Origin of the sequence: Cohaesibacter sp. CAU 1516 (assembly GCF_005771485.1) — a bacterium.
In the GTDB taxonomy this organism is placed as follows: domain Bacteria; phylum Pseudomonadota; class Alphaproteobacteria; order Rhizobiales; family Cohaesibacteraceae; genus Cohaesibacter; species Cohaesibacter intestini.
This window is the reverse complement of the sequence record NZ_VANT01000001.1, coordinates 474,865-496,476: the sequence shown is the minus strand read 5'-3', so window position 1 is coordinate 496,476 and position 21,612 is coordinate 474,865. Positions and strand designations below refer to the sequence as shown.

Annotated in this window: 16 protein-coding genes; 8 read left to right on the top strand and 8 right to left on the bottom strand. The window is 56.3% G+C overall.

Annotation, left to right across the window (positions count from 1 at the left end; all coding sequences use genetic code 11):
* The first annotated feature begins 250 nt into the window (after positions 1 to 250).
* Positions 251 to 5,476, top strand: a complete 5,226-nt coding sequence (locus FDK21_RS02200) for a hypothetical protein (RefSeq protein WP_138147352.1) — start codon at positions 251 to 253, stop codon at positions 5,474 to 5,476.
* 127 nt (positions 5,477 to 5,603) lie between these two features.
* Here FDK21_RS02200 and FDK21_RS02195 read toward each other — a convergent pair whose 3' ends face one another.
* Positions 5,604 to 7,010 carry a protein phosphatase CheZ gene (locus FDK21_RS02195; protein ID WP_157967631.1) on the bottom strand — a complete coding sequence of 469 codons (1,407 nt, stop codon included), beginning with the start codon at positions 7,008 to 7,010 and terminating at the stop codon, positions 5,604 to 5,606.
* Positions 7,011 to 7,141: 131 nt separating this feature from the next.
* Between FDK21_RS02195 and FDK21_RS02190 the strand changes: the two genes are divergently transcribed.
* From FDK21_RS02190 to FDK21_RS02170, 5 genes are all read left to right on the top strand, one after another.
* Complete coding sequence (locus FDK21_RS02190) at positions 7,142 to 8,359, top strand: MFS transporter (protein WP_138147351.1); 1,218 nt, start codon at positions 7,142 to 7,144, stop codon at positions 8,357 to 8,359.
* A 168-nt stretch (positions 8,360 to 8,527) separates the two neighbouring features.
* The gene (locus FDK21_RS02185) at positions 8,528 to 9,676 is read left to right on the top strand and encodes an ABC transporter permease (RefSeq protein WP_245418412.1); all 1,149 of its coding nucleotides are present in this window, start codon (positions 8,528 to 8,530) and stop codon (positions 9,674 to 9,676) included.
* Between the two features lie 15 nt (positions 9,677 to 9,691).
* Positions 9,692 to 10,495 carry an ABC transporter ATP-binding protein gene (locus FDK21_RS02180; RefSeq protein ID WP_114009396.1) on the top strand — a complete coding sequence of 268 codons (804 nt, stop codon included), beginning with the start codon at positions 9,692 to 9,694 and terminating at the stop codon, positions 10,493 to 10,495.
* A 3-nt stretch (positions 10,496 to 10,498) separates the two neighbouring features.
* A complete protein-coding gene (locus FDK21_RS02175; protein WP_138147350.1) occupies positions 10,499 to 11,896 on the top strand; it encodes an MlaD family protein in 1,398 nt (465 codons plus the stop codon).
* A gap of 296 nt (positions 11,897 to 12,192) precedes the next feature.
* Positions 12,193 to 12,720, top strand: coding sequence for an ABC-type transport auxiliary lipoprotein family protein (locus FDK21_RS02170; RefSeq protein ID WP_171021913.1), 528 nt, complete (start codon positions 12,193 to 12,195; stop codon positions 12,718 to 12,720).
* Between the two features lie 62 nt (positions 12,721 to 12,782).
* Here the strand turns inward: FDK21_RS02170 and FDK21_RS02165 are convergent, their stop codons facing one another.
* From FDK21_RS02165 to FDK21_RS02145, 5 genes are all read right to left on the bottom strand, one after another.
* On the bottom strand, positions 12,783 to 13,976 hold the full coding sequence (locus tag FDK21_RS02165) for a glycosyltransferase (RefSeq protein WP_171021912.1): 1,194 nt from the start codon (positions 13,974 to 13,976) through the stop codon (positions 12,783 to 12,785).
* Positions 13,973 to 14,992: a glycosyltransferase family 1 protein gene (locus FDK21_RS02160; RefSeq protein ID WP_138147347.1), complete on the bottom strand. Its 1,020-nt coding sequence runs from the start codon at positions 14,990 to 14,992 to the stop codon at positions 13,973 to 13,975. The genes FDK21_RS02165 and FDK21_RS02160 overlap by 4 nt, the downstream gene beginning before the upstream one ends.
* Positions 14,993 to 15,034: 42 nt before the next feature.
* On the bottom strand, positions 15,035 to 15,844 hold the full coding sequence (locus FDK21_RS02155) for a UDP-2,3-diacylglucosamine diphosphatase (protein WP_245418413.1): 810 nt from the start codon (positions 15,842 to 15,844) through the stop codon (positions 15,035 to 15,037).
* A 169-nt stretch (positions 15,845 to 16,013) separates the two neighbouring features.
* Entirely contained in the window at positions 16,014 to 17,294 is a 1,281-nt protein-coding gene (locus tag FDK21_RS02150; RefSeq protein ID WP_171021911.1) for an outer membrane protein transport protein, read from the bottom strand.
* A 441-nt stretch (positions 17,295 to 17,735) separates the two neighbouring features.
* Complete coding sequence (locus FDK21_RS02145; protein ID WP_114009402.1) at positions 17,736 to 18,641, bottom strand: DMT family transporter; 906 nt, start codon at positions 18,639 to 18,641, stop codon at positions 17,736 to 17,738.
* Between the two features lie 442 nt (positions 18,642 to 19,083).
* Between FDK21_RS02145 and FDK21_RS02140 the strand changes: the two genes are divergently transcribed.
* Positions 19,084 to 19,956 (top strand): DMT family transporter, encoded by an 873-nt coding sequence (locus tag FDK21_RS02140; RefSeq protein WP_171021910.1) that lies wholly within the window; start codon positions 19,084 to 19,086, stop codon positions 19,954 to 19,956.
* Between the two features lie 239 nt (positions 19,957 to 20,195).
* Here FDK21_RS02140 and FDK21_RS02135 read toward each other — a convergent pair whose 3' ends face one another.
* The gene (locus FDK21_RS02135) at positions 20,196 to 20,432 is read right to left on the bottom strand and encodes a DUF465 domain-containing protein (protein WP_138147345.1); all 237 of its coding nucleotides are present in this window, start codon (positions 20,430 to 20,432) and stop codon (positions 20,196 to 20,198) included.
* 227 nt (positions 20,433 to 20,659) lie between these two features.
* Between FDK21_RS02135 and FDK21_RS02130 the strand changes: the two genes are divergently transcribed.
* Positions 20,660 to 21,031 carry a GIY-YIG nuclease family protein gene (locus tag FDK21_RS02130; RefSeq protein ID WP_138147344.1) on the top strand — a complete coding sequence of 124 codons (372 nt, stop codon included), beginning with the start codon at positions 20,660 to 20,662 and terminating at the stop codon, positions 21,029 to 21,031.
* Between the two features lie 6 nt (positions 21,032 to 21,037).
* Here FDK21_RS02130 and FDK21_RS02125 read toward each other — a convergent pair whose 3' ends face one another.
* A complete protein-coding gene (locus FDK21_RS02125) occupies positions 21,038 to 21,589 on the bottom strand; it encodes an MOSC domain-containing protein (protein WP_138147343.1) in 552 nt (183 codons plus the stop codon).
* Positions 21,590 to 21,612: the final 23 nt, after the last annotated feature.

The following is a 21,612-nucleotide window of genomic DNA, read 5'->3' as shown; positions in this document are numbered from 1 at the left end:
TGCTATCCCGATATATCGATTGATAGCGACAGACTAACTTTGACCCCAAAAGGCGCTTCCCATTGCCTTGCCACAAGGCCATGAGACAGCCGTAATTTTGGGTCAAGCGGATGCGGCGAGATCAAGATATTGCAAGACCCCTTTCGCAAAAGGGGAGGCATTGGTGCCCACGAGGCAAGACCGGCATTGTAGTCGGTTCGGGGCGACCAATGAAGTGGCGAGTATAGAGTAAGACAAGGCTGGTATAGACATGGTCAATAAGTCTCCAAAGATTCAGGATCCGACAGAAGCGGCTCTGTCGGCGGTTGAAGACGCGTTGAAACTCGATTTCGACGGCACGGAAGAGGCAAAGAGCGACGGCGGCAAGCAGGACATGGCCAAGGCAACGGCCAGTGATCTTGCCCCAAGCGAGGTTGAGAGCAAGTCGGACATACGTCCCTCTTCTGGCCGACCACGCCCCGCCAACGACGACCAGCAATCGGTCGGTCATTTGCTGCACAGCCTGCAAAGACCCGCAAGCTCCGCTCCCTACTGGTTTGCCACCCTGCTTGCCGTGATCTGGGCAGGTATGGCTGGCAGCGCTTTCTATATTGCCTTTGGTCAGGAGCTGATCACCGCTGGCGGAGCGCCTGCCATCCTGCAAAGCCCGATGGCGCTCGGTGCCATGGCGGCCATCGTGCTGCCGGTCGTGCTGTTCTTCATGATGGCCTATATGATCGTACGCTCCCACGAAATGCGCCAGGTCTCCCACACCATGACCGAAGTGGCCATGCGTCTGGTCGAGCCGGAAAGCGTCGCCAAGGAATCCGTCGTCAATGTCGGTCAGGCCATCCGCCGGGAAGTCGCTTCCATGAGCGATGGCATCGAACGCGCTCTCGCCCGCGCGTCCGAGCTGGAAGTCATGGTGCATAACGAGGTGTCCTCGCTGGAGCGCGCCTACTCTGAGAATGAATTGCGCATCCGCTCACTGATCGAGGAACTGATCACCCAGCGCGAAGCCATCGTCTCCAACTCCGAGCGTGTACGGGCCTCTATTTCCGGCGCTCACACGTCCCTCTCTGATGAATTGACCACCACGAGCGAGTCCATTTCCAAGAGCGTGTCCGACGCGGGTTCCCGCGTCACCCTGTCTCTGGCAGAAAAAGGTGAGCAGATCACCATTGCTTTGGCCAATGCTGGCGAGACCATGGTCAATGTCCTCTCCAACCGCGGCTCCGATCTGGTCGACCGCCTGTCCTCGACGGGTGCCGATGTGACCTCGTCCCTGTCCACGGCAGGTCAGTCCATCACGGACCAGCTCAATATGTCCGGCACCGAGATTTCCCAGAAACTGGAAGTCACCGGCTCCGATCTGACTGGTCAGTTGGCCAGCATCGGCCATGAAGTCACCGATCGCTTCATCAATGCAGGTCAGGAACTCACCTCTACCCTGTCGCAGACCGGCAATGACGTGACAACCAACATTTCGCAGGTCGGCGAAAACATGAATGCCAACCTTCAGGCCATCGGCTCTGAAGTGACCAACAATCTCAGCGTCACCGGCAACAACCTGACCGGCGAGTTGAAGTCGATCGGCACGGAAGTCACTGCAAATCTGGCCAATACCGGCCAGAGCCTGACCGGCGAGTTGCGCACCATTGGCTCCGAGGTCACCGAAAATCTCGCCAATACGGGCGGCACGCTGACCAACGAACTGCGCACCATCGGCTCCGAAGTCACCGAAAATCTGGCAACCACCGGCGGTGCACTCACCACCGAGCTCAATGCCATCAGCCAGAATGTCACCGGCAGCCTGACCGAAATCAGCGCCAACATGACCCAGACCATGTCACAGACCGGGTCTACGGTGGCCGAGAATATTCGCGATCAGGGCACCCAGATCGTCACCGCCATCACCGAACGCTCCTCTGAAGTTTCCGAAGCGCTCAAAGGCACTGGCGACGCGTTGCTGGTTGACCTGTCGCTGCGTGGCACAGAAATCAACGAAAAACTCGACGAAACCGGCTCCAACATTGCTCATTCCATCTCGCAGGCAGGCGCAGGCCTGACCTCCAACATGAACGAGACCGGTGGTCGGATTGTCGAAACCCTGACCAGCCGCGGCGACGAGCTGACCAGCAAGCTGGATCAGACCGCAGAGCGGATCCACGAAACCGTTGCCGTCAAAGGCGGGGAACTCGACAAGCAGCTCAACGAACATGCCCGGTCTCTTGGGTCCATGCTCGACGAACGCACCCTGAATATGGGGACCCTGCTCGAAGGTCAGTCCGTTGCCATCACCGAGCAGCTTGATCAGGCCGCAGGCAAAGCCAGCGAAGCCCTCAACAGCCGCTCGATGGAAGTCACAGAACGGCTCGCAATGGTTGGCTCCGAAATCGCCAAGGTCATTGCCCAGCGCGGTTCCAAGGTCAAGGAACTGTTCGAGACAACGGGTGGCGAGTTGACCGCAGCCCTCGAAGGCCAGAGCGAAAGCATCCGTCTGGCGATGGAAGAACGCGTCAAGGCGTTCGACGAAGTCATCGGCGTGCAGGGCACCAATCTGGTCAGCCATCTTGGCGACCGCCTCGACAGCCTCACCCAGTCGATGGATCAGCGGATCAATGCGCTCGACCAGACCCTGTTTGCCCGTGCTGGTGAAATCGAAACCGTGCTCGATTCCCGCCTTGATGGCTTCTCCGTCAGCGTCGCCACCAAGGCTCAGCAGGTCACCGACACGCTGGTTGAACGCACGTCCAACTTCGAGAAGGACATTTCCACCCGCCTCGATGGGTTCGAGCAGAATATCTCCAGCCTGACGATGAATTTCGCCAGCAAGGCCGATACGCTCAACACCACCCTCGACGAGCGCACCAGCAAGCTCGACGACGCGCTCGATGTCCGTGCCCGTCAGATCAACGACACCCTGCTGGATCGCACCCGTGATATCGCAGCGGCCTACTCCAAGGGTCAGCAGGATATCAACGAGAGCATGGACAACCGCCTCACCATGGTTGGCGAGACCCTGTCCCGTCAGGCCCACGACCTCACCGAGACCCTGTCGGATCGCGTTGCCGAGATCAATGTCTCCCTTGGCAGCAAAGTGTTCGAAGTGGCAGAAACGCTCGACAGCCGCTCGGCCCAGATCGAGGCCATCCTCAATGACCGGATGAATGCGATCTCGACCAACTTCGCAACCGAGAGTGCCAAAGCACGCGATTCCCTCGCATCGACCCTGACCGAAGCAAGTTCGGCCATCACCGAGAAGACCGAGAATTTCAATGCGGTTCTGGGCTCCCGCTCCGCAGAGCTGTCCTCGATCCTCGATGAAAAAGGCAATGCGGTCATTCAGGCGCTCGACAGCCGGTCTGAAAACATCACCTCCACCTTCCAGAAGGCGGGTGAGAGCATCATTCAGAGCCTGTCGAGCCGTGGCGGCGAAATCGCCAAGGCCGTGGCAATGGAAAGCGCTCGTGCATCCCAGTCCTTGGCTGAAACCGGCGACGGTCTGGTGGCTGCCATCACCGAGAATAGCAGCAGGGCGACCGAAAGTCTTGATCTGAGCGCCAATCGCGCGGTTCAGGCAATCAACGAAAGCTCGGATCGCACGGTCAACGCAGTCAGCAGCAGCACCGAACTGGCTGCTCAGTCCCTGTCCGAGAATGCTCAGCGTGCCGTCGAAGCCATGGAAGGCTCGACCCAGCGCACCGTTGGCACTCTGAACAGCAACACCGAGCGGACCGCACAGGTGCTGGCAGAAAGCGCACAGAAAGCATCGGAAACCCTCTCCTCCAGTGCCAACGAAACACTGGCAGCAATGGAAGACAATTCCAAACGCGCCGTCGAAGCCCTCACCGTCAGCTCGGAACAGGCTCGTGCCGCTTTGGAAGCCTCTTCCAGCAACCTCGTGCGTTCGATCGCCCAGAGCAGCCACGATGCGATTGTCAATCTCGACAATTCCAACAAGCGTCTGGTGGAAGCGGTTCGCGCCTCCACAGAGGAAGCAACCTCGTCGCTCAACAGCACCAACGAGCTCTTGCGCAATGACGGAACCGAAATCGTTGAGCGCCTGAAAAACGCCAACGACACCCTGTCCGAACTGTTGCTCAATGCTGGACACAGCCTGTCCACCATCGAGACCAGTCTTTCGGCCCAGACCAACCAGTTCCGCGATGTGGTCGACACGGTTGTCAATCAGGCTGGTGCCTCTGCCCAGCAGCTGACCGGTCAGGTCTCTGATCTGCGCTCCGTATCGGGCAACATTCTCGAACAGGTCGCCACCCTGACCAACAAGTTCGAGGAACAGGCCGGTGCCTTGATCAACACCACCCAGATGATGGAATCGGCCAATCAGCGTCTGGAAGGCAATGTCGATGAACGTCGTGCGGCCCTCGCCGCCATGACCGATGATCTCAGCCAACGCACCGATGCCATCGAAGGTGTGCTGAACAGCTTCACCAATGTCATCGCCAACACGCTCAACACAGCCGAGGCCCGGGCGCGCGATGTCGGCATGCTGCTCAGTCAGAGCACGGAAGGCGTATCCAAGGAAGTCATGGATCAGCTCGAGCAGCTGCGCATCAACACCGCGTCCGAAGGTCGCCGCGCCGCGGAAAGCATTCGGGCTGCCCAGCAGGACCTCAACGAGGAAATGCTGCAATCCATGGCCGATGCCAACAGCCGGTTTGAGAAAGCCACACAGGACATCCGCACCATCACACAGGATATCCGCCGTGATCTGGATACCACCCGTGCCGAGTTGCGCAACGGTCTGGCAGAACTGCCTGAAGAAACCCGCGAAGCCACCGGTGCGATGCGCCGCGTTGTCTCCGAGCAGATCGATGCTCTGAAGGAACTGTCCCGTGTTGTCCAACGCCATGGCAACAGCTTTGACAGCCTGCCCGCAGGTCGTTCAAGCCAGCCATCCGCTCCGGCACCGCGTCCAACCCCTCCGGCTCCGCAGACCATGCGTCAGCCAGAGCAACCACCGGCGCGGGCCCCGGAACCACGCCAAGAACCACGCCAGGAACCGCGCCAAGAGTCCAGAAACGACTATGCGCCAGCACAGCGTGATGACGACGATAGCCGCTCCGGCGGCTGGGTCTCCGATCTGCTGCGCCGTGCGTCCCAGTCTGACGACGGCTTCCCGCAACCGGGCGACGCCGCAGCGCTGGCGCCTCTGTCCAAGGAAATCGTCCGCGGCATCGACGGGCAAAATCAGGAACAGGCATGGGAAAGCTATCGCCGCGGCGAAGGTGGCAGCTTCACCCGTCGTCTCTACACCCTGAAAGGCCAGCAGATCTTTGAAGATGTGCGGATGCGCTATCAGCGCGACAATGATTTCCGCACCACGGTCAACCGCTATGTCGCCGATTATGAGCGCATCCTTGACGATATTTCCCGCAAGGATCGCGATGGCACCAACACCATGAACTACCTCACTTCGGAAACCGGCAAGGTTTATACCATGCTGGCCCATGCCAGTGGTCGATTGGGCTAACACGGCCCATCGAGCCATCACAAGCAAACAAAAAAGGGTGCCGACTGGGCACCCTTTTTTTGTTGTATCTGTTATGCGCTGTGAGACACCTTGATCTTGAGATCCTTCCAGCTAACAACCGTCAGGATCAGCTGAAATCAGCAACCCGGTCTCTCAGATCGGCAATGCTGCCTTCCAATGCTTCCAGATCCTCTTCATCTTCAGGCGCCGCCGCAAAGATATCTGCTTCAACATTGTCGATGGTCACACCGGCGAAGACGTCGGCCTTTGCAGCAGGCGAGACCGTTTCATCGCTGTCGTCATCCCCATTGTCCAGATCTGCAGATGCGAAAACGTCAGCATCCCCTTCATCAACCATCTCGGTTGCATCATCCGCACCAGCTGCATCGACCTTGGCATCGGCCCAGTCGAGATCTTCCATATCCAGAACATCGGCACCGATATTGCCTTTGGCTGCCACAATGTCATCGTTCGGAGCAATTGCGCTGTCTGCCATCATGGCATCGATGTCGTCCTGCCCGGCTTCGGCAGACAGGTCCGGTGCACCGGGGACGGCAACATCATCAACTGCCTCGGCAGGCGCCGCATCAAACATTGCGTCGATGTCATCCTGATCGGCCTCTTCAGGTGCCGCATCAAACATCGCATCGATATCACCCTGATCGGATTCTTCAGGTGCCGCATCAAACATCGCATCGATGTCATCCTGATCGGCCTCTTCAGGTGCCGCATCAAACATCGCGTCGATGTCACCCTGATCGGCCTCTTCAGGTGCTGCATCAAACATCGCATCGATATCACCCTGATCGGCAGGGCCATGATCGGCATTATTCAGCAGAAGATCGACGTCGCTCTGTTCGACGCCTTCGCCTGCAAATTGCGGACCATTGAGCAAATGCGCATCCGGGCGCTCGTCATGCGACCGGTGGTGGTTAGCATCCACTTCGACCGTGTGGGATTCAAATCCCCAGATATCGATCATCGAATTGATGCGGCTTTCTACATAGCGCATCGCATCGACAATTTTCTTGATCCGCTGACCGGTCAGATCCTGGAAGGAGCAAGACATGTAAATATTGGTTGCTTCCATATCCAGTTCATTGCACTTGTCTTCATCAGCGCCCATTTCCCGCAGGGTCCAGGCATATTCCTGGATTTTCTCTGCTGCGCCAAGGATTTCGCCCGTCGCAGATTCGGTCTGGGACACAATGGCATCCAGCTCGAGCGAAGCCCGCTCAAACCGTTCTGAACCATCATTATTTTCATGCTTGATTTGGGCGATTTCCCGTTTGGTCCGTTCAATGGCGCCGGCCATGTCGGCCAAATCCACCTTGACCCGGTCCATAACGGTTGCCGGTGCCCGCTCACGGACAACGGTTTTTTCCAGTTTATCTATCGCCGCCAATAGAGTATCTGTATCGGAGTTCCGGTTTCTGCGTGCATATTCAGACAGAAACCACCGTCCTCTGGCTGTTTCCATAACAGCGGCTTCGATGGCCAGATAGTCTTCTTGTCTCAGGGGCGTCGGAGGCATAGCGTTGCTCATCGGTCAGACCGGGTCCCTATCCTGCATGGCGCGAATCAGTGCCAAAATACGTAGATATTCCCTTCCTATGCTACAGCCGAAATCTTAACGGTTGTTTACTCTATTCAAGGCCATTTCTTATGTATTCTGCCCCTCCTCCACACTATGCAACCCGCATATCCCTTTTCTTTGGGGCATTCTTCTTTCCCTATGGCATTTACATCCCTTTTGCCGGGATATGGCTAAAAAGCTTGGGTCTGAGCCCGGAATCCATCGGCATCGTGCTGATGGTGCCACTGATTGCCCGCGTCGTTTTCACCCCGGTAATGGCAGCGATGGCCGACAAGATCGGAGATCGGCGGTTAACCCTTCAGATCTATTGCACCCTCTTCGCGTTAACCTTCGCCTTCATAACCATTGATGATAGCCTGGGCTGGATTTTGGCAGTGATGGCCATCTCCCACATCACCCAAGGGGCCATCGTACCGATTGCCGATTCTCTCGCCATGGCAGGCACCCGTCGCTATGATCTCGACTATGGCCGGATGCGCCGCTGGGGTTCGCTGGCCTTTGTTGTCGCCAATTTGGCTGGTGGATTTTGCCTTGATCTGTTGGGCGCCAACAAGATCATCTGGCTGATGATTGGAGGCAATCTGCTGCAGATCGTCTTCTCCCTCACTCTGCCCAAGGACCCTCGCCTGATCGACCACCAGCGCATGAGCAAGGGCAACAAACTTGACTGGACCCAGCTTAAACAGTTCGGCCAGACCGGCTTCTGGATCGTCTTGGCCAGCATCAGTCTCATTCAGGCCTCCCACGCGCTCCTCTACACCTTCGGTACCATCTATTGGGAACAGCGCGGCGTCGCCGCCAGCATGACCGGCATTTTCTGGTCCGTCTCTGTCTTTGCCGAAGTCTTGGTCTTCAGCTTCTCAAAACGCATTTCCGGTCGCGCTGACTGGAAGGCACTGATCTTTATCAGCGGCCTGCTTGCCACCTTGCGCTGGGCCTTGATGCCATTCGACATGCCAGAAGCGGGCTACCTGCTCCTTCAATTGCTCCATGCAGGCAGCTTTGCCTGCTCCCATCTGGGCACCATGTTCTTCATTGCTGCGATGGTCGACGATGACCTCTCGGGCACAGCACAGGGCCTCTATACAATGCTCACCGGACTGTTGATGGCAATCGCCACCTACGCATCGGGCATTCTTTATGGTGATCTGGGCGGCAATGGCTTTGTCATAATGGCAGGCATTTCCACCACCGCTCTGTTCCTGCTCGCCACCAGTCACCTGTTCCCTGTTGGCTATATCGCCAGTGACAGAGCGAGCGAAGCACAAAACGCACAACCAAAATGACACAAGCAGGCGCTTTTCTCCTTGAAATCCGGGATTAACCCTTGTGCATAATGGTCAAATAAGGCCATTTAGGCAAACGGATGGAGACTGACGTCACGCAAGCCGGCAATGCACCCCTGCCCTCACGGCAGCGCAACCGACCAGCGGACCAAAGCAGATGACTGGACGATGACCCAATCGCACGCGCAACTGACCCAAATGACGGTGGCTCCGGCGCTGACGCTGGATCAGAGCCGGAACATACTGGTCGCGGACGGCGATTGGACCATCGACACCATCCGTGATGCGGACCGACTGGTGACGGCCCTGATCGAAGCAGGCAAGCGCCCCGATGGCCTGGACCTCACCCGCGTGTGCTCGTTTGATACATCCGGAGCCTGGACCATCATCCGCCTGATCCGCGGGTTCCAACTGGACCAGAACGTGGTTGAAATGACCGATCCGGACCATCAAACCCTGTTTGAAGCCGTCTGCGAAACCAATCTGCACAAACCCGAGCTTACCCCGCAACCCGGGACTTTCCTGCAGGCAGCCGAACAGACGGGACGCGACGTCGTCGAAGTCTATAACGACACCAAGATCCTCGCTCATCTGATGGGGGGCGTGATTTCGAGCCTGCTGGAGAGCCTTCTCAGTCCAAAGAAACTGCGCTTCACAGCGATTGCCCATCATCTGGAGCAAACGGGCCTCAAGGCCGTGCCGATTGTTGCCCTGATGTCTTTCCTCGTCGGGGCCATTGTTGCCCAGCAGGGCGCATTCCAGTTGCGCCAGTTCGGGGCGGAACCCTTCGTCATTGACCTTGTCGGCATTCTTGTCCTGCGCGAAGTGGGTATTTTGCTAACCGCCATTCTGGTGGCGGGTCGATCCGGTAGCGCCTTCACCGCTGAGATCGGTTCGATGAAGATGCGTGAAGAGGTTGACGCCATGACGGTGATGGGCCTCAATGTCATTCAGGTGCTGATTGCACCTCGTGTCATTGCTTTGGTCATTGCCCTGCCCCTGCTGGGCATGGTGGCAAACGTCTCGGCCCTGATTGGCGGCGGCATGCTGCTCTGGGTCTATTCCGACATCACACCGGCGGCCTATATCAACTGGCTGCGCGATGCTGTGGCGGTCAATACCTTCATGGTTGGCGTCATCAAGGCCCCCTTCATGGCACTGATCATCGCCCTCATTTCCTGTGCCGAAGGGTTGCAGGTAGGGGGCAGCGCCGAATCTTTGGGCAAACGCACGACGGCAGCGGTCGTCAAATCCATCTTCCTGATGGTGCTGATTGACGGCATTTTCGCCATTTTCTTCGCTGCAATCGGATATTAGGGGGCACGATTGGTTATGTCAGATCACACCATCACGTCGCCTATCATCCATTCTGACGAACCGCCCCTTTTGTCTGTGCGCGGCCTGACCGTCGGCTTTGGCGAGCGCACCATCATCGAAAATCTCGATCTCGATGTCATGCGCGGCGAAATTCTCGGCATTGTTGGCGCATCCGGCACCGGCAAGTCCGTCCTGCTGCGCAGCATCCTTGGTCTCATTCCCAAGCGTGCAGGTGCCTTCATCATTTTCGGCAATGACATGGAAAAGATGTCCCGTGCCGAGCAGAAGCGCATCGAGCGCAAGGTCGGCGTGCTGTTCCAGCATGGAGCGCTCTTCTCGTCCCTCACGGTGATGCAGAATATTCAGGTGCCGATGCGCGAATATTATTCCCTGCCCCAGCGGCTGATGGATGAGCTGGCCATTTCCAAGATCGAACTGGTCGGCCTGCCCCCCGACGCAGCCCACAAATATCCGTCCGAATTGTCCGGAGGCATGATCAAGCGCGCCGCCATGGCCCGCGCTCTGGCTCTCGATCCGGAGATCGTCCTTCTGGACGAGCCAACGTCCGGCCTCGACCCGATCAGTGCGGAAGAATTCGACGACTTGATTTCGACGCTCAGAACAACTTTGGGACTGACCGTTTTTATGGTAACCCATGACTTGGACAGCCTGAATGACGCCTGTGACCGAATTGCCGTTTTGGCAGAGCGGCGGGTTCTCGTATCTGGTACCATTGAGCAAATGCGATCAAACGACCATCCTTGGGTGAAGCAATATTTCACCGGCAAACGCGCCATGCGCCAAGGGAACAGGAACTGACAAATGGAAACCAAAGCCAATTTTGTTGCAATCGGCCTGTTCACGCTGATCCTCACCGCTGTCGGCTTCGGCTTCATCTACTGGATTGCCCGCTATGATGACGTCCGACCAACCCGTGAGATGATCGTGCGCTTTGAAGGCTCCGTGGCCGGACTTTACAAGGGCGGACAGGTTCAGTTCAACGGCATCAAGGTCGGCGAGGTTTCGCGCCTGAATTACGATCCGAAAAATCCCCGCTACGTCAAAGCCCATTTGACCGTCTTTTCCGACATTCCGCTGAAAAAGGACAGCCGGGTGGAGCTCGCCTATAAGGGTCTGACCGGCGTCGGCAATGTCGAGATCACGGGTGGAGATCCCAAGCTGCCCGACTTGCTGGATCAAGAGGATGTCCCGGTCTTGACCGCGAGCAACTCTGCCCTTCAGGACCTGATGACCGGTGCCCGCCGTATCATGTCACGCGTTGACAATGTCCTTTTGAAGGTGGAAAAGCTGGTCGACACCAATGAAGCCAGCATTTCCAACTCTGTTGCCAATGTCGAGACCTTCACCGATGCGCTCAAAAACAATTCCGGCAACATCGACACTTTTCTTGCCAATGCGTCCAGTGCGGCCAAGGGTCTGACCTCACTCTCTGCCAAACTCGAAACACTTAGCACCAAAGCCGAAAGCCTGATTGGCGCAGTTGACCCGCAAAGCGTCAAGAATAGCGTCGCCAATGTCGAGAAGTTCAGCCAGGACCTTGCCAAAGCCTCCGACAAGTTTGATGTCGTCGTCGATGATGCATCGCAGGCAGCCAAGGGCATCAACGAGTTCTCAGCCAGCCTGAGCACGTCTCTGACCAAGGTTGACAAGCTGATTGCCAGTGTGGATCCGGACGCCGTGCGCGGCGCAATCTCGTCCCTGACGAGCTTTGCCAAGTCCCTCGATGACAATTCGGACGACATTGCCGGCATTATCAATGAGGCCAAGGCCGCTGCAGGCAACATCAACAAATTCTCCCAGACCATGTCCACGCGGACCGAAGACTTCAATCAGATCATCACCGACGCAAAGAATATTGCCTCACGCCTGAATGAAGCCTCCAAACGTGTCGACAAGATCATGGGCAAGGTGGACGGCATCCTCTCCAACGAAGAGGGCGGCAAGGGCTTGATCGAGGAAGCCACGGCAGCGGCCCGCTCGATCCGCAAGGTCTCCGAGCGGTTTGAAGCCCGGGCAGACGAGATTTCCAACGGCCTTGCCCGTTTCTCCGGCAAAGGCCTGCGTGATGTCGAAGGCATGGTTTCGGAAGCCCGCAACACGTTGCGCCGTCTGGAAAGCGCCGTGGGCAAGCTTGAGGACAACCCATCCAGCCTGATCTTTGGCGGCAACAAGGTGAAGACCTACAATCGCCGCTACTAGTCAGCCCCTTTGCTGATCGATCTGATGTCAGGGCTCCGCCAGTCACAAGCTTTGTAATCTCTCAGAGCGAGGCCGATTTTGTCCCTCGGAGCTCCATGATTTGTGACAAATTGGCACAAAGAGGCCAAAAAACTGCGCAAAGTGCCAAAAACTGGTTGGCATGGTCAGCCACTCGATTAGAGTATGGCCAAATCGGTAGATTTGGGAACTGGGGTACGAATTTGTTGCGATCATCGTCCGTAAAGCGGGTTTTTGCGTTGGCTGGCTTGTGTCTGACACTCGCGGCATGCTCAGTGGTGGGCGGCAAGCAGCTGACCACCTATGATCTCAGCGCTCCGACCAACTTTGATGACATATCCGGACGCAGCAATGCGCAGGTCCTTGTCGCAGCCCCGACCGCGCTCAAGTCTCTTGACAGTGAAATGATTGTCGTGCGTCCCAACGCTTCCGAAATCACTTATTTTGGTGATGCGCAATGGAGCGACCGGCTGAGCCGCGTTGTGCAGGAAAAACTGATCCAGACCTTTGAGAATTCCGGACGCATCCGATCGGTTGCCAAACCCGGTGACGGCGTTGTCGTCGACTACAAGGTCGTCACCACCATTCGGGCCTTTGAGCTGATTGATGCCAATGGGGCTCAGGCGCGCGTTGCCCTGTCGGTCAAGATCATCAATGATCGCAATGGACGCGTCCGTGCAAGCCGCCAGTTCAGCGCCACGGCACCCGCCAACCTGTCAAGCTCCGCCAAGGGCGTTGCGGGCATTGATGCTGCCTCTCAGGCCGTTCTAAAAGACGTGCTCTCCTGGGTCGTCCGTGTCATCTGACCCCACGACCCTCTGAAACCGGCATCCAACCGGGACTGTTCCAGCCACCTTGACCGCTACTGTCAGCCCTTGGCCTCATCCAGAAATTTGTTGAAGACCTTGGAAAATTCCAGATCGCTGCGAAACGGAGGCTCACTCCCGGCTTCATGTTGCTGGCGGCGCGGGGCAGCATCAATGGCCGAAAGCATATCCGCTTCCTTGCAAAAAGACGCGCCATCAAATTCCTCGGCAATCATTCGGGCATTGTCGAGCTCATGCGGCATGGTTCCGGCATTGACTTCCAAGACCGTGCGCACACCCTTTGCCACAGCCTCGAAAGCCGATCCTGGCCCCGGCTTGCCGATCATCACGTCGGACAGCTCCATCAGCAAACCTATGTTGCGCACAAAGCCGAAGACACGCTTCTGATAGCCCATTTCAACCGCAGCCAGCTCCTGCTTCAAAGCCTTGTTGTGACCACAGACGAAAATGACGTTCAACGGCTCTGAAAGCTGCTCCAGCGCCTGCGCAATTCTGATCATTTTCGGAGACCCATTGCCACCGTAGAAAACCAGAACCGTTTTGGCATCGGGGAACAAGCCCAGCCGTCGCTTCAAGGCTGCGGCATGGTCCGGCGACCGACGGAAAAAGGCGCGCCGCAAAACCGGGCCACTGATCCGCGTCACATGGGTGATGGCCCTATCCTTGCCCTGATGATAGCCACGCTCAGAAAACGCCACCAGATGCGTGCCTGAGGCCGGAATCCAGCTGTTGCGATAGGTCTCGGAATGATCTGTCACCACCATCATGTTGGGCAACCCAGCCCGCTCTGCTTCCTCGATCACATCGATGCCGATGAACGGCAACACACAGATCACCAGATCCGGTTTGGCTTCCGCATAAAAAGCCTGAAACAGTCGGGAGATTGCCTTGCCACGAATGGTGCGGAAAACCAGAGGCAACCACGACATGACACGCCAGGCAAATTGCGGCAGGCGCGAATGCTTCAAAAGAAAATTATAGTGCGCTTCACTATGGTTCGCGACAATGCGCTCAAACCAGCTGCCACGGGACAGAACATCCTTGTAGGGATTGGCGAAGACCAGCTCGACATCTTGATCCTCCGGCAGATATTCCCGTATGGCATTCGCCGTCGCTCGATGCCCGGCGCCCGCGTCGATCACGAACAGGCAAACCTTGATGGCATTTTCGCTTTTGAACAGGGAGGCACGATCAGCCTCGACACTTGCACGCATGGTCATCCTCGATTGCGTCATGAAGGTCTGCCAACAAACTTGGCCAGCGGTGCCAGATTGTCGAGGAACTGATTCAGGCTCTTGTCCCATGTCCGCTCAAGCGCAAAGGCGCGACAGCCAGACTTGTCGATTTCCAGAGCCGCAAGACAGGCCTGCTGCAAATCCTCATGAAGAGCCCCAACGCCACTATCCTCCAACAGGTCAAGCGGTCCTGTGACGGGAAAGGCAGCAACCGGAACACCGCAGGCAAGCGCCTCTTGCTGGGTGTTGCCAAATGTGTCGGTCTTGCTTGGGAAGACGAACACGTCAGCAGCAGCCAGATGGCGTGCCAACTCCTTGCCAACCTTCTCGCCCAGAAAATGCGCGTCGGGATACTTCTTTTCCAAAAACGCCTTGTCCGGCCCCTTGCCAATCACGACCTTGCTACCGGGCAGATCGAGCGACAGAAATGCCTCGAGATTCTTCTCGATCGCAACCCGGCCCATGCTCATAAAAATCGGCCTTGGCAAATCGAGCGCCACCGGATCCTCTGGCGTGAACAACTCGGTATCGACACCGCGCCCCCAGCGAACCAGATTCTCGAACCCTCGGGTCTGCAACTCCAACTCCAGCGACTTGGTCGCCACCATCACCCGTTCCCCGCGATTGTGAAAGCGCCGCAGCACAGTATAACTCCAGGAGACCGGAACACGGAAACGCTTGGCGATATATTCGGGAAATTTGGTGGTATAGCTGGTGGTGAAGGGCAGCCCCTGCTCAATGCAAACCGAGCGGGCAAAAAAGCCGATACTGCCCTCCGTCGCAACATGGATCGCATCGGGCTTGAAGGCAGCGATCCTGTCACGGATGATCCGTTTGCTCGGTAGGGCAAGAGGTATTTCGGGATAGCTCGGCAACGGAATTGTTCGAAAGTCGTTTGGGCTGACAAAATCAAACACAATGCCACGCTCGGCGGCCAAGGCACCGACTGTGCTCAGGGTACGGACGACCCCATTGACCTGCGGATGCCATGCATCGGTTGCGACAAGAACCTTCATCGAAACACCTGTCCCGGTTGTTCTGATATGCGTGGTGAAATGTCAGGCCATCGCCTGCGATGGTTGGACCGTCACGGAAACCGGCGCAACGCCGCTTTCCTCACTCCAGCGGATCAGCTCGAACCGACCATCCTCATGCTCGACGATTGCCGTGCAGCTCTCCACCCAGTCCCCGGTATTGTAGTAGGTGATGCCGAACTTATCATGCATCTCCGCATGGTGGATGTGACCGCAAATGACGCCGTCCACGTCGAACTTTCTGGCTTCCTGACAGAGGGTCTCCTCAAAGGTGCCAATGAAGTTGACCGCATTTTTCACTTTCATCTTCGCCCAGGCCGACAAGGACCAGTAGCGAAAGCCCAGCTTGCGACGCACAAAATTGAAGACGGTATTGAGCGCCAGTGCGAAGGAATAGGCCCAGTCACCGAAATGGGCGAGCCATTTGGCATGACGGACCACCATGTCATATTGATCGCCGTGGATCACCAGCATGCGCTTGCCATCGGCGGTCTCGTGAATGTCATGTTCAAGCACTTCGACACCACCGAAATGGGCGCCGTAATAGCTGCGCAGAAACTCATCGTGATTGCCGGGAACATAAATGATCCGAGCACCCTTGCGCGCCTTGCGCAACAGCTTCTGCACCACATCATTGTGCGCCTGCGGCCAATACCAGCGGCTTTGCAGACGCCAGCCATCCACGATATCCCCGACCAGATAGATCGTGTCCGCATCGTGATATTTGAGGAAGTCCAGCAACATGTCTGCCTGACAGCCGCGGGAGCCCAAGTGAACATCGGAGAGGAACATGGTCCGGTGTTTGTATTGTCCTTCATCGTTCGACTGCGTCATGGGTCTGCTCTGATTCACTGTCGCGTTAAGAGATGCGCCACCTTTTAAGAACAGCCTGTCTCACTTTTGTGACAATGAAGGAAAAAGCCACCCATACGCTTGCAGACATAAACAAAAGGAGGGCCGAATGGCCCTCCTCTACACAGTCAAAATCGCATGAAAGCAAAGATCAGTATTTACGATCGATTGGATCGTCATTGGCGAACAGTGGGTCCGGTTTCCACTTGTACCGCATGGCGACACTGACGATATCGGCAGCGGAATCCGCGGTGCCGGTGTAGGCACCAAAAGCGTTGCTACCACTTACCTTTACATCATCCTTGATGAAGAGATGGCTATATCCAACATCAACCGAGAATTTGTCGCTGACATTGTAGGACGCACCAAGGCTGGCCCACAGACGATCCGCATCCGGCAGACGCAGGTTGCGGTGATTGTCTGGAATAGGAGATTTCTCCCAACCAAGACCACCACGCAGGGTCAGATTTTCATTATGCTTATACTCACCGCCAACAGACGCATACCAGCCATCCTTATAGCCGAACAGCAAAGAGGTCCCGACAACGCTCCCATTGATCGAAATCGGATCCTTGAGCTCGCTCCAGCGGGTATATTCAAAGCCAGCGAGGAAAGCAAAGCGATCCGAGATTTCCTGCCGCAAACCCACAGTGACCGTCGAAGGCAAAGTCAAATTAGCTGTAATGGGATTCGTATTTGGCGTGGTCAAAGTAAGGAACTCTGTCCCCGACAGCACAAGTTTTGTTTTATGACGATAGCCGATACCAATGGTTGTGCTGTCAGTCGGCTTAATGGTCACACCAGCACTGAAAGTTGGTGCCCAATCATCACCTTTGAGTTCAGAGGAGAAAAAACCCGGACGAGCCGCAGTCATACGCACATCGGTATACATGGCACCGATGCCAACACCAACGCTGAACGCATCGTTGATGCGGTAAGCAATATTCACCTTGGCGTCCATGGTGAAGATCTTGGACGTCGCGGCATGGAAGGAAGATCCTGATGGGTTCCGGGCTTTGGTTGCCATGCCGTAAGGCGCGTTAACGCTGAGGCCAACAAACAGATCTTCAGTCAATTGCGCCCCCATGTAGGAAGCAGGCACAAGCGCATCCAGACCAACATCGCCCGGATCGGCGGTTGTAGGAGTACCCGAAGTCAAATTCACGTCGGTGCGTGGGATGACGAAGCTGGCAACGCTTTCGGTGCTCATGCCGCCAACCTGCGTCAGGGTGGCCGGGTTCCAGAACATCGAAGACAGGCCGCCACCCGCCGCGATACCGGCGAAGGACGCCCCTTGCCCGATAGCACTCTGCTCGCGCAGAGCGAAGCCGCCGGCTTCAGCGCTGGTTGTCGATACAGAAGCAACTGCGCCAACCAGCGCAACAGACGCAACAGTGCTTCTGAGAAGCTTTTTATACTTTTGCTGAGACACGAATTCCTCCATCACCCATATGTGTTCTTCTGCCAATTGTGGCATTTTGGTGAAATGTCACACAGGCAAATTCCCCAAATCAAGCCCCTCGAAAGGCCCTGCGCGGCGGAATGCGGCAAATTGTCAGGGAAATGGACATTCCGATCCGGCAAAAAACTAACACCCGTTCTTTGAATGACAGCACTGTCCAAAAATGAGCTGAAATTTCATGAAAACTATCATGCACTTACAAAGCGCCAAGTTGCATCCAATGCCCTGCGCGGAACCGCCTTCCCTAAGGAGATACCCTTACGTCACTGAAAAGCTTAACTTTTTGTGAAAAATCGGGGATAACTTTACCAAGCGACCAAAATCGTCACATCTGTTTCACCAGAAACAAAGTCTTACCTTTACGTAAGTCTAGATTCTTCCCGATAGCCTGATACCGATCCACCCGGTCTACTAAAGCGCCTTGCTGCGATTTTCGGCCTTGCGGGCGACACCCAGTCGCCTCTCGCGTTCAACCACGAACAAACCGGCCAAAATCACGATAGTACCGCCGAGCAGAACGGTGTTTGAGGGATATTCATCAAACAGCAAAATGCCCATCAGAACCGCCCAGACCATATTGATATAGTCGAACGACGCCAACAGCGAGGCTTCCGTCAAACGGAACGCCTGCGTGGTCAGGATTTGCGCCACGCCACCCAGCAGCCCTGCAAAGACGAGCAGGAGAATGGTCTGCCAATCCGGCAAGACCCATCCCCAATAGAGACTGATCAACGAAAAGGCCGAGGCGGTGACGAAGAAATAGAACATGATCGCCGCATTCTTCTCGGTCTTTGTCATCTTGCGCACGAGGATCGCGGCAAAGGCCATGAAGACCGTGGAGATCGCCGCCAGCATTGCTCCCAGCATGCCGGTCTCACCAATCGGTTGCCCCAGCCGCGGATACAGAATAACCAGCACCCCGACAAACCCGACACCCACCGCACTCCAGCGATAGATCCCGACATCTTCCTTCAGGACAATCGCCGCCAGCGCCACAATCATCAATGGCGTCAGAAAGGATATCGCCGTGGCTTCGGGCAGTGGCAACATGCTGATAGCTGTGAACCAGGTGAACATCGCCGAGGCACCGATCACCGACCGACGCACATGCATCCACGGATTGGCGGTGCGAATACAATCACGCCAATCCCCCTGCATAACCGCCATCACCGCCAGCGGGATCAATGCAAAAAAGCTTCTGGCAAAGACGATCTCTCCGGTGGGAACCACCGTCGCAGCATGTTTGACAATGGCGATCATCACCGCGAACAGCATTGTCGCCAAAAGCTTTAATCCGATACCAACAAGCGAAGTCATGAATACATCCTACCAACACGCGCAAAGCGATCCTGTTGGTTCACAAAGGCCAGTTTATGAAATGGTCAAGACGCAATGGAATGCCGTATCAACACCATCGCCAATGAAGGGACATACAACCTCTCGCTTTTGCTTGCGGAAATCAAGGCAAAAAATCGGCCATCCATTCAGGCCATACCCACGCCTTGCCCCACGGTGTCTGTAAAGACAAATCCCTATAGCCTTTTGCTTTTCCATTCCGGACCTGATAGATTCAAGCCATTCCCAGTTCGGCGCGCAACCGACACCGACGATCCCCCGCATTTGATATCCTTCTCAGACTTCTGACAAAGTCGTGAGTCAGGCGCGCGTCATCAACGCAAAAACTCGGCCCCCTATGCCCCATACGCAAGATATGATCCGGCGTTTCAACGCCAGCTCGGACCCGGTCAGAGCTCTGCTGATGCTATTTGTTTCCATGATATGCTTCGCCATCTGCGTTGCGATGATCAAGCAACTCGGTCAGCGGATGCATGTTGCTGAGATTATTGCCCTGAGACAAATCTTCATGGTCCTCGCGCTGGTGCCTGCGGTCCGACAGGCCCGCCTTCACAGCTGGATGCTCCATCGGCCGGGCTTGCTAATGCTGCGCAGTTCGATTGCCTTTTTCTCGATCCTGTGCGGCTTCACAGCAATCATCAACCTGCCGCTTGCCACCGCAACGACCCTGAGCTTCAGCCGCACCTTCTTCATCACCGTCTTTGCCGTTTTGATCCTCAAGGAAACAGTCGGTCCGCGCCGGATCGGCGCTCTGCTGATCGGCTTTCTGGGCATTCTGATCATTGCCCGCCCGCTGGATCTGGTCAGTCAGGGCCTTTCAGGCATCGACGTCAATATCCTGCTGGCAGTCATTTCGGCGGCAGGCATTGGCATCGGCCAGATCATTGTCCGCATTCAGGCCCGCGCAGACTCACCGGTCCTGATGGTGACCTGGCAGGCCATTCTGATCGGTCTTGCCATGGCTCCGATCGCCTATTGGAACTGGGTGACCCCGACATGGGCAGAATGGGGCATCCTGATCATGGTTGGAATCCTGACCAGCTTTGCCCAATGGACGATGGTCAATGCGTTCAAGCTGACCGAAGCGACCTTCCTTGCCCCCTTTGACTATTTCCGGCTGATCCTGTCCGCCCTGATCGGTTGGCTGGTTTTCAATGAATGGCCAGATTCCTACACATGGCTGGGTGCGGCCATCATCTTCCTCTCCACCTTCTACATCATGCGCCGGGAAGCCAGCCTGAAACGAAAGCGCCCCGAACCTGTCAGCCTGAAATGAAAAATGAAAGTCCCAGCTGACACAAAAATGCCGGACACTGTCCGGCTCGCACGATCCATCCAACCCGAACAAGAGGCAACCTGAAAACAAGGTCAAACTCCCCCGCCCCGAGCATCCTCTCAGGGTTGGCATTCACATCGAAAAGTCAGGGGGCCATCGCGCCTGTTTTGCAGTAAATCGGTCCGAGCGGCTCAACGACAAACCGTCCTCCCACGCGAGGCCTCCCTTTTCGCATTCTATTATTGTTGCAATCGCGCAGAAACCTGATCCAGAAGCGTAAGGCGTGTTTTTTTCAAGTCCTCCAAGTGGAAGTCAGAAGCATGTTTTTCCTCATGCTCGATTCTAATAATCGCGTCATTCACTTTCGAATATTCAGCTGCAAGCCTCAAGAAATCGTCGTCCTCGACCAGAAGGGCTTGCAATTTCTCAATATCCTCGGGAAACTCTTCCCGAAGCTTGTGCGTTTCGTGAAACATTGTCTTCTTCTCCCTATTGCTGCCCTTCGAGTGTGCGCCCCCCCTACCGGACGGACTTTGAAGCAGATCAATATGAGGGGAAATTTCAAAAAAACTAAAGTATATATCCCAGTCTGTTTTTGGGTTCTATCTGTCCAAAAGACCAGTTAGCCATGCACATTCCTGATAGCTTGAAAAATGCCCTGCAATAACAGCAAACCCCAGCCTTTTCCGGTGGTTTGGGCGATATGGCAAACTGCCCGACAGACGGCGGGATCTATGTCCTGCTGGCACGATTGGAGCAGCCTTTGACGATCACCCGGCCGCGTTTAGCAGAGCTGGAGCCGGGACTGTATGTCTATGCCGGCAGCGCTTATGGGCCGGGTGGCCTGCGATCCCGTCTGGCCCGTCATTTGCGTCCCGACAAGCCCCAGCGCTGGCACATTGACCAGATCACAACCAGAGCTGAAACAAAATATGCCATTGGCTGGACGGATGGTAAGGAGTGCGAATTGCAGGCTGCTCTGGCGGCAGGTGGCAACATCACCTACCCATTGCCGGGCTTTGGCAGCTCGGATTGCCGCAGCTGCCCCTCGCACCTGCTCAGGATCATCCTCTGATCGTCATCAGACCCGTTCAAGCGGTTTGTGCGGTTCGGGCGGCAGGATAAAACTGATCCTGTCACCGGGCTTGACCACACCACCCGCACGGACAATGCCCATCACCCCGGCCTTGCGAATAAGGCCTCCATCGTCCCCCTTGACCAGCATCACCGACAGCAATCCCGGCTGCCAGTCATTGATCTGCTGGCAGGGATTGCGCAAGCCAGTCAATGTCACCTCGGCCGTCGCACCAATCCGCAACAAGGTGCCTGTTGGCAGAGACAAAAGGTCAATGCCGGACGTGGTGATATTCTCCCCCAAATCCCCGGCCTTGACGCTAAATCCCTTCCCTGCGGCCTCATCAAACAGCTCGCTATGGATCAGGTGCACCTGCCTGAGGTTAGGCTGCGTGGGATCAACCCGCACCCGCGAGCGATGCTTCACCGTCTCCCCCATGTGAGCATCTCCTTCCACCCCCAATCCCTCAAGCAGTCGGATCTCGGTTTGGAGGGCTTTGGAAAAACCATGATGATCACTGGAAGCGACGGCAAGAATGGTTCCGTTGGGGCGGGGCATGCGGCACGTCTCCAATGAAAAAA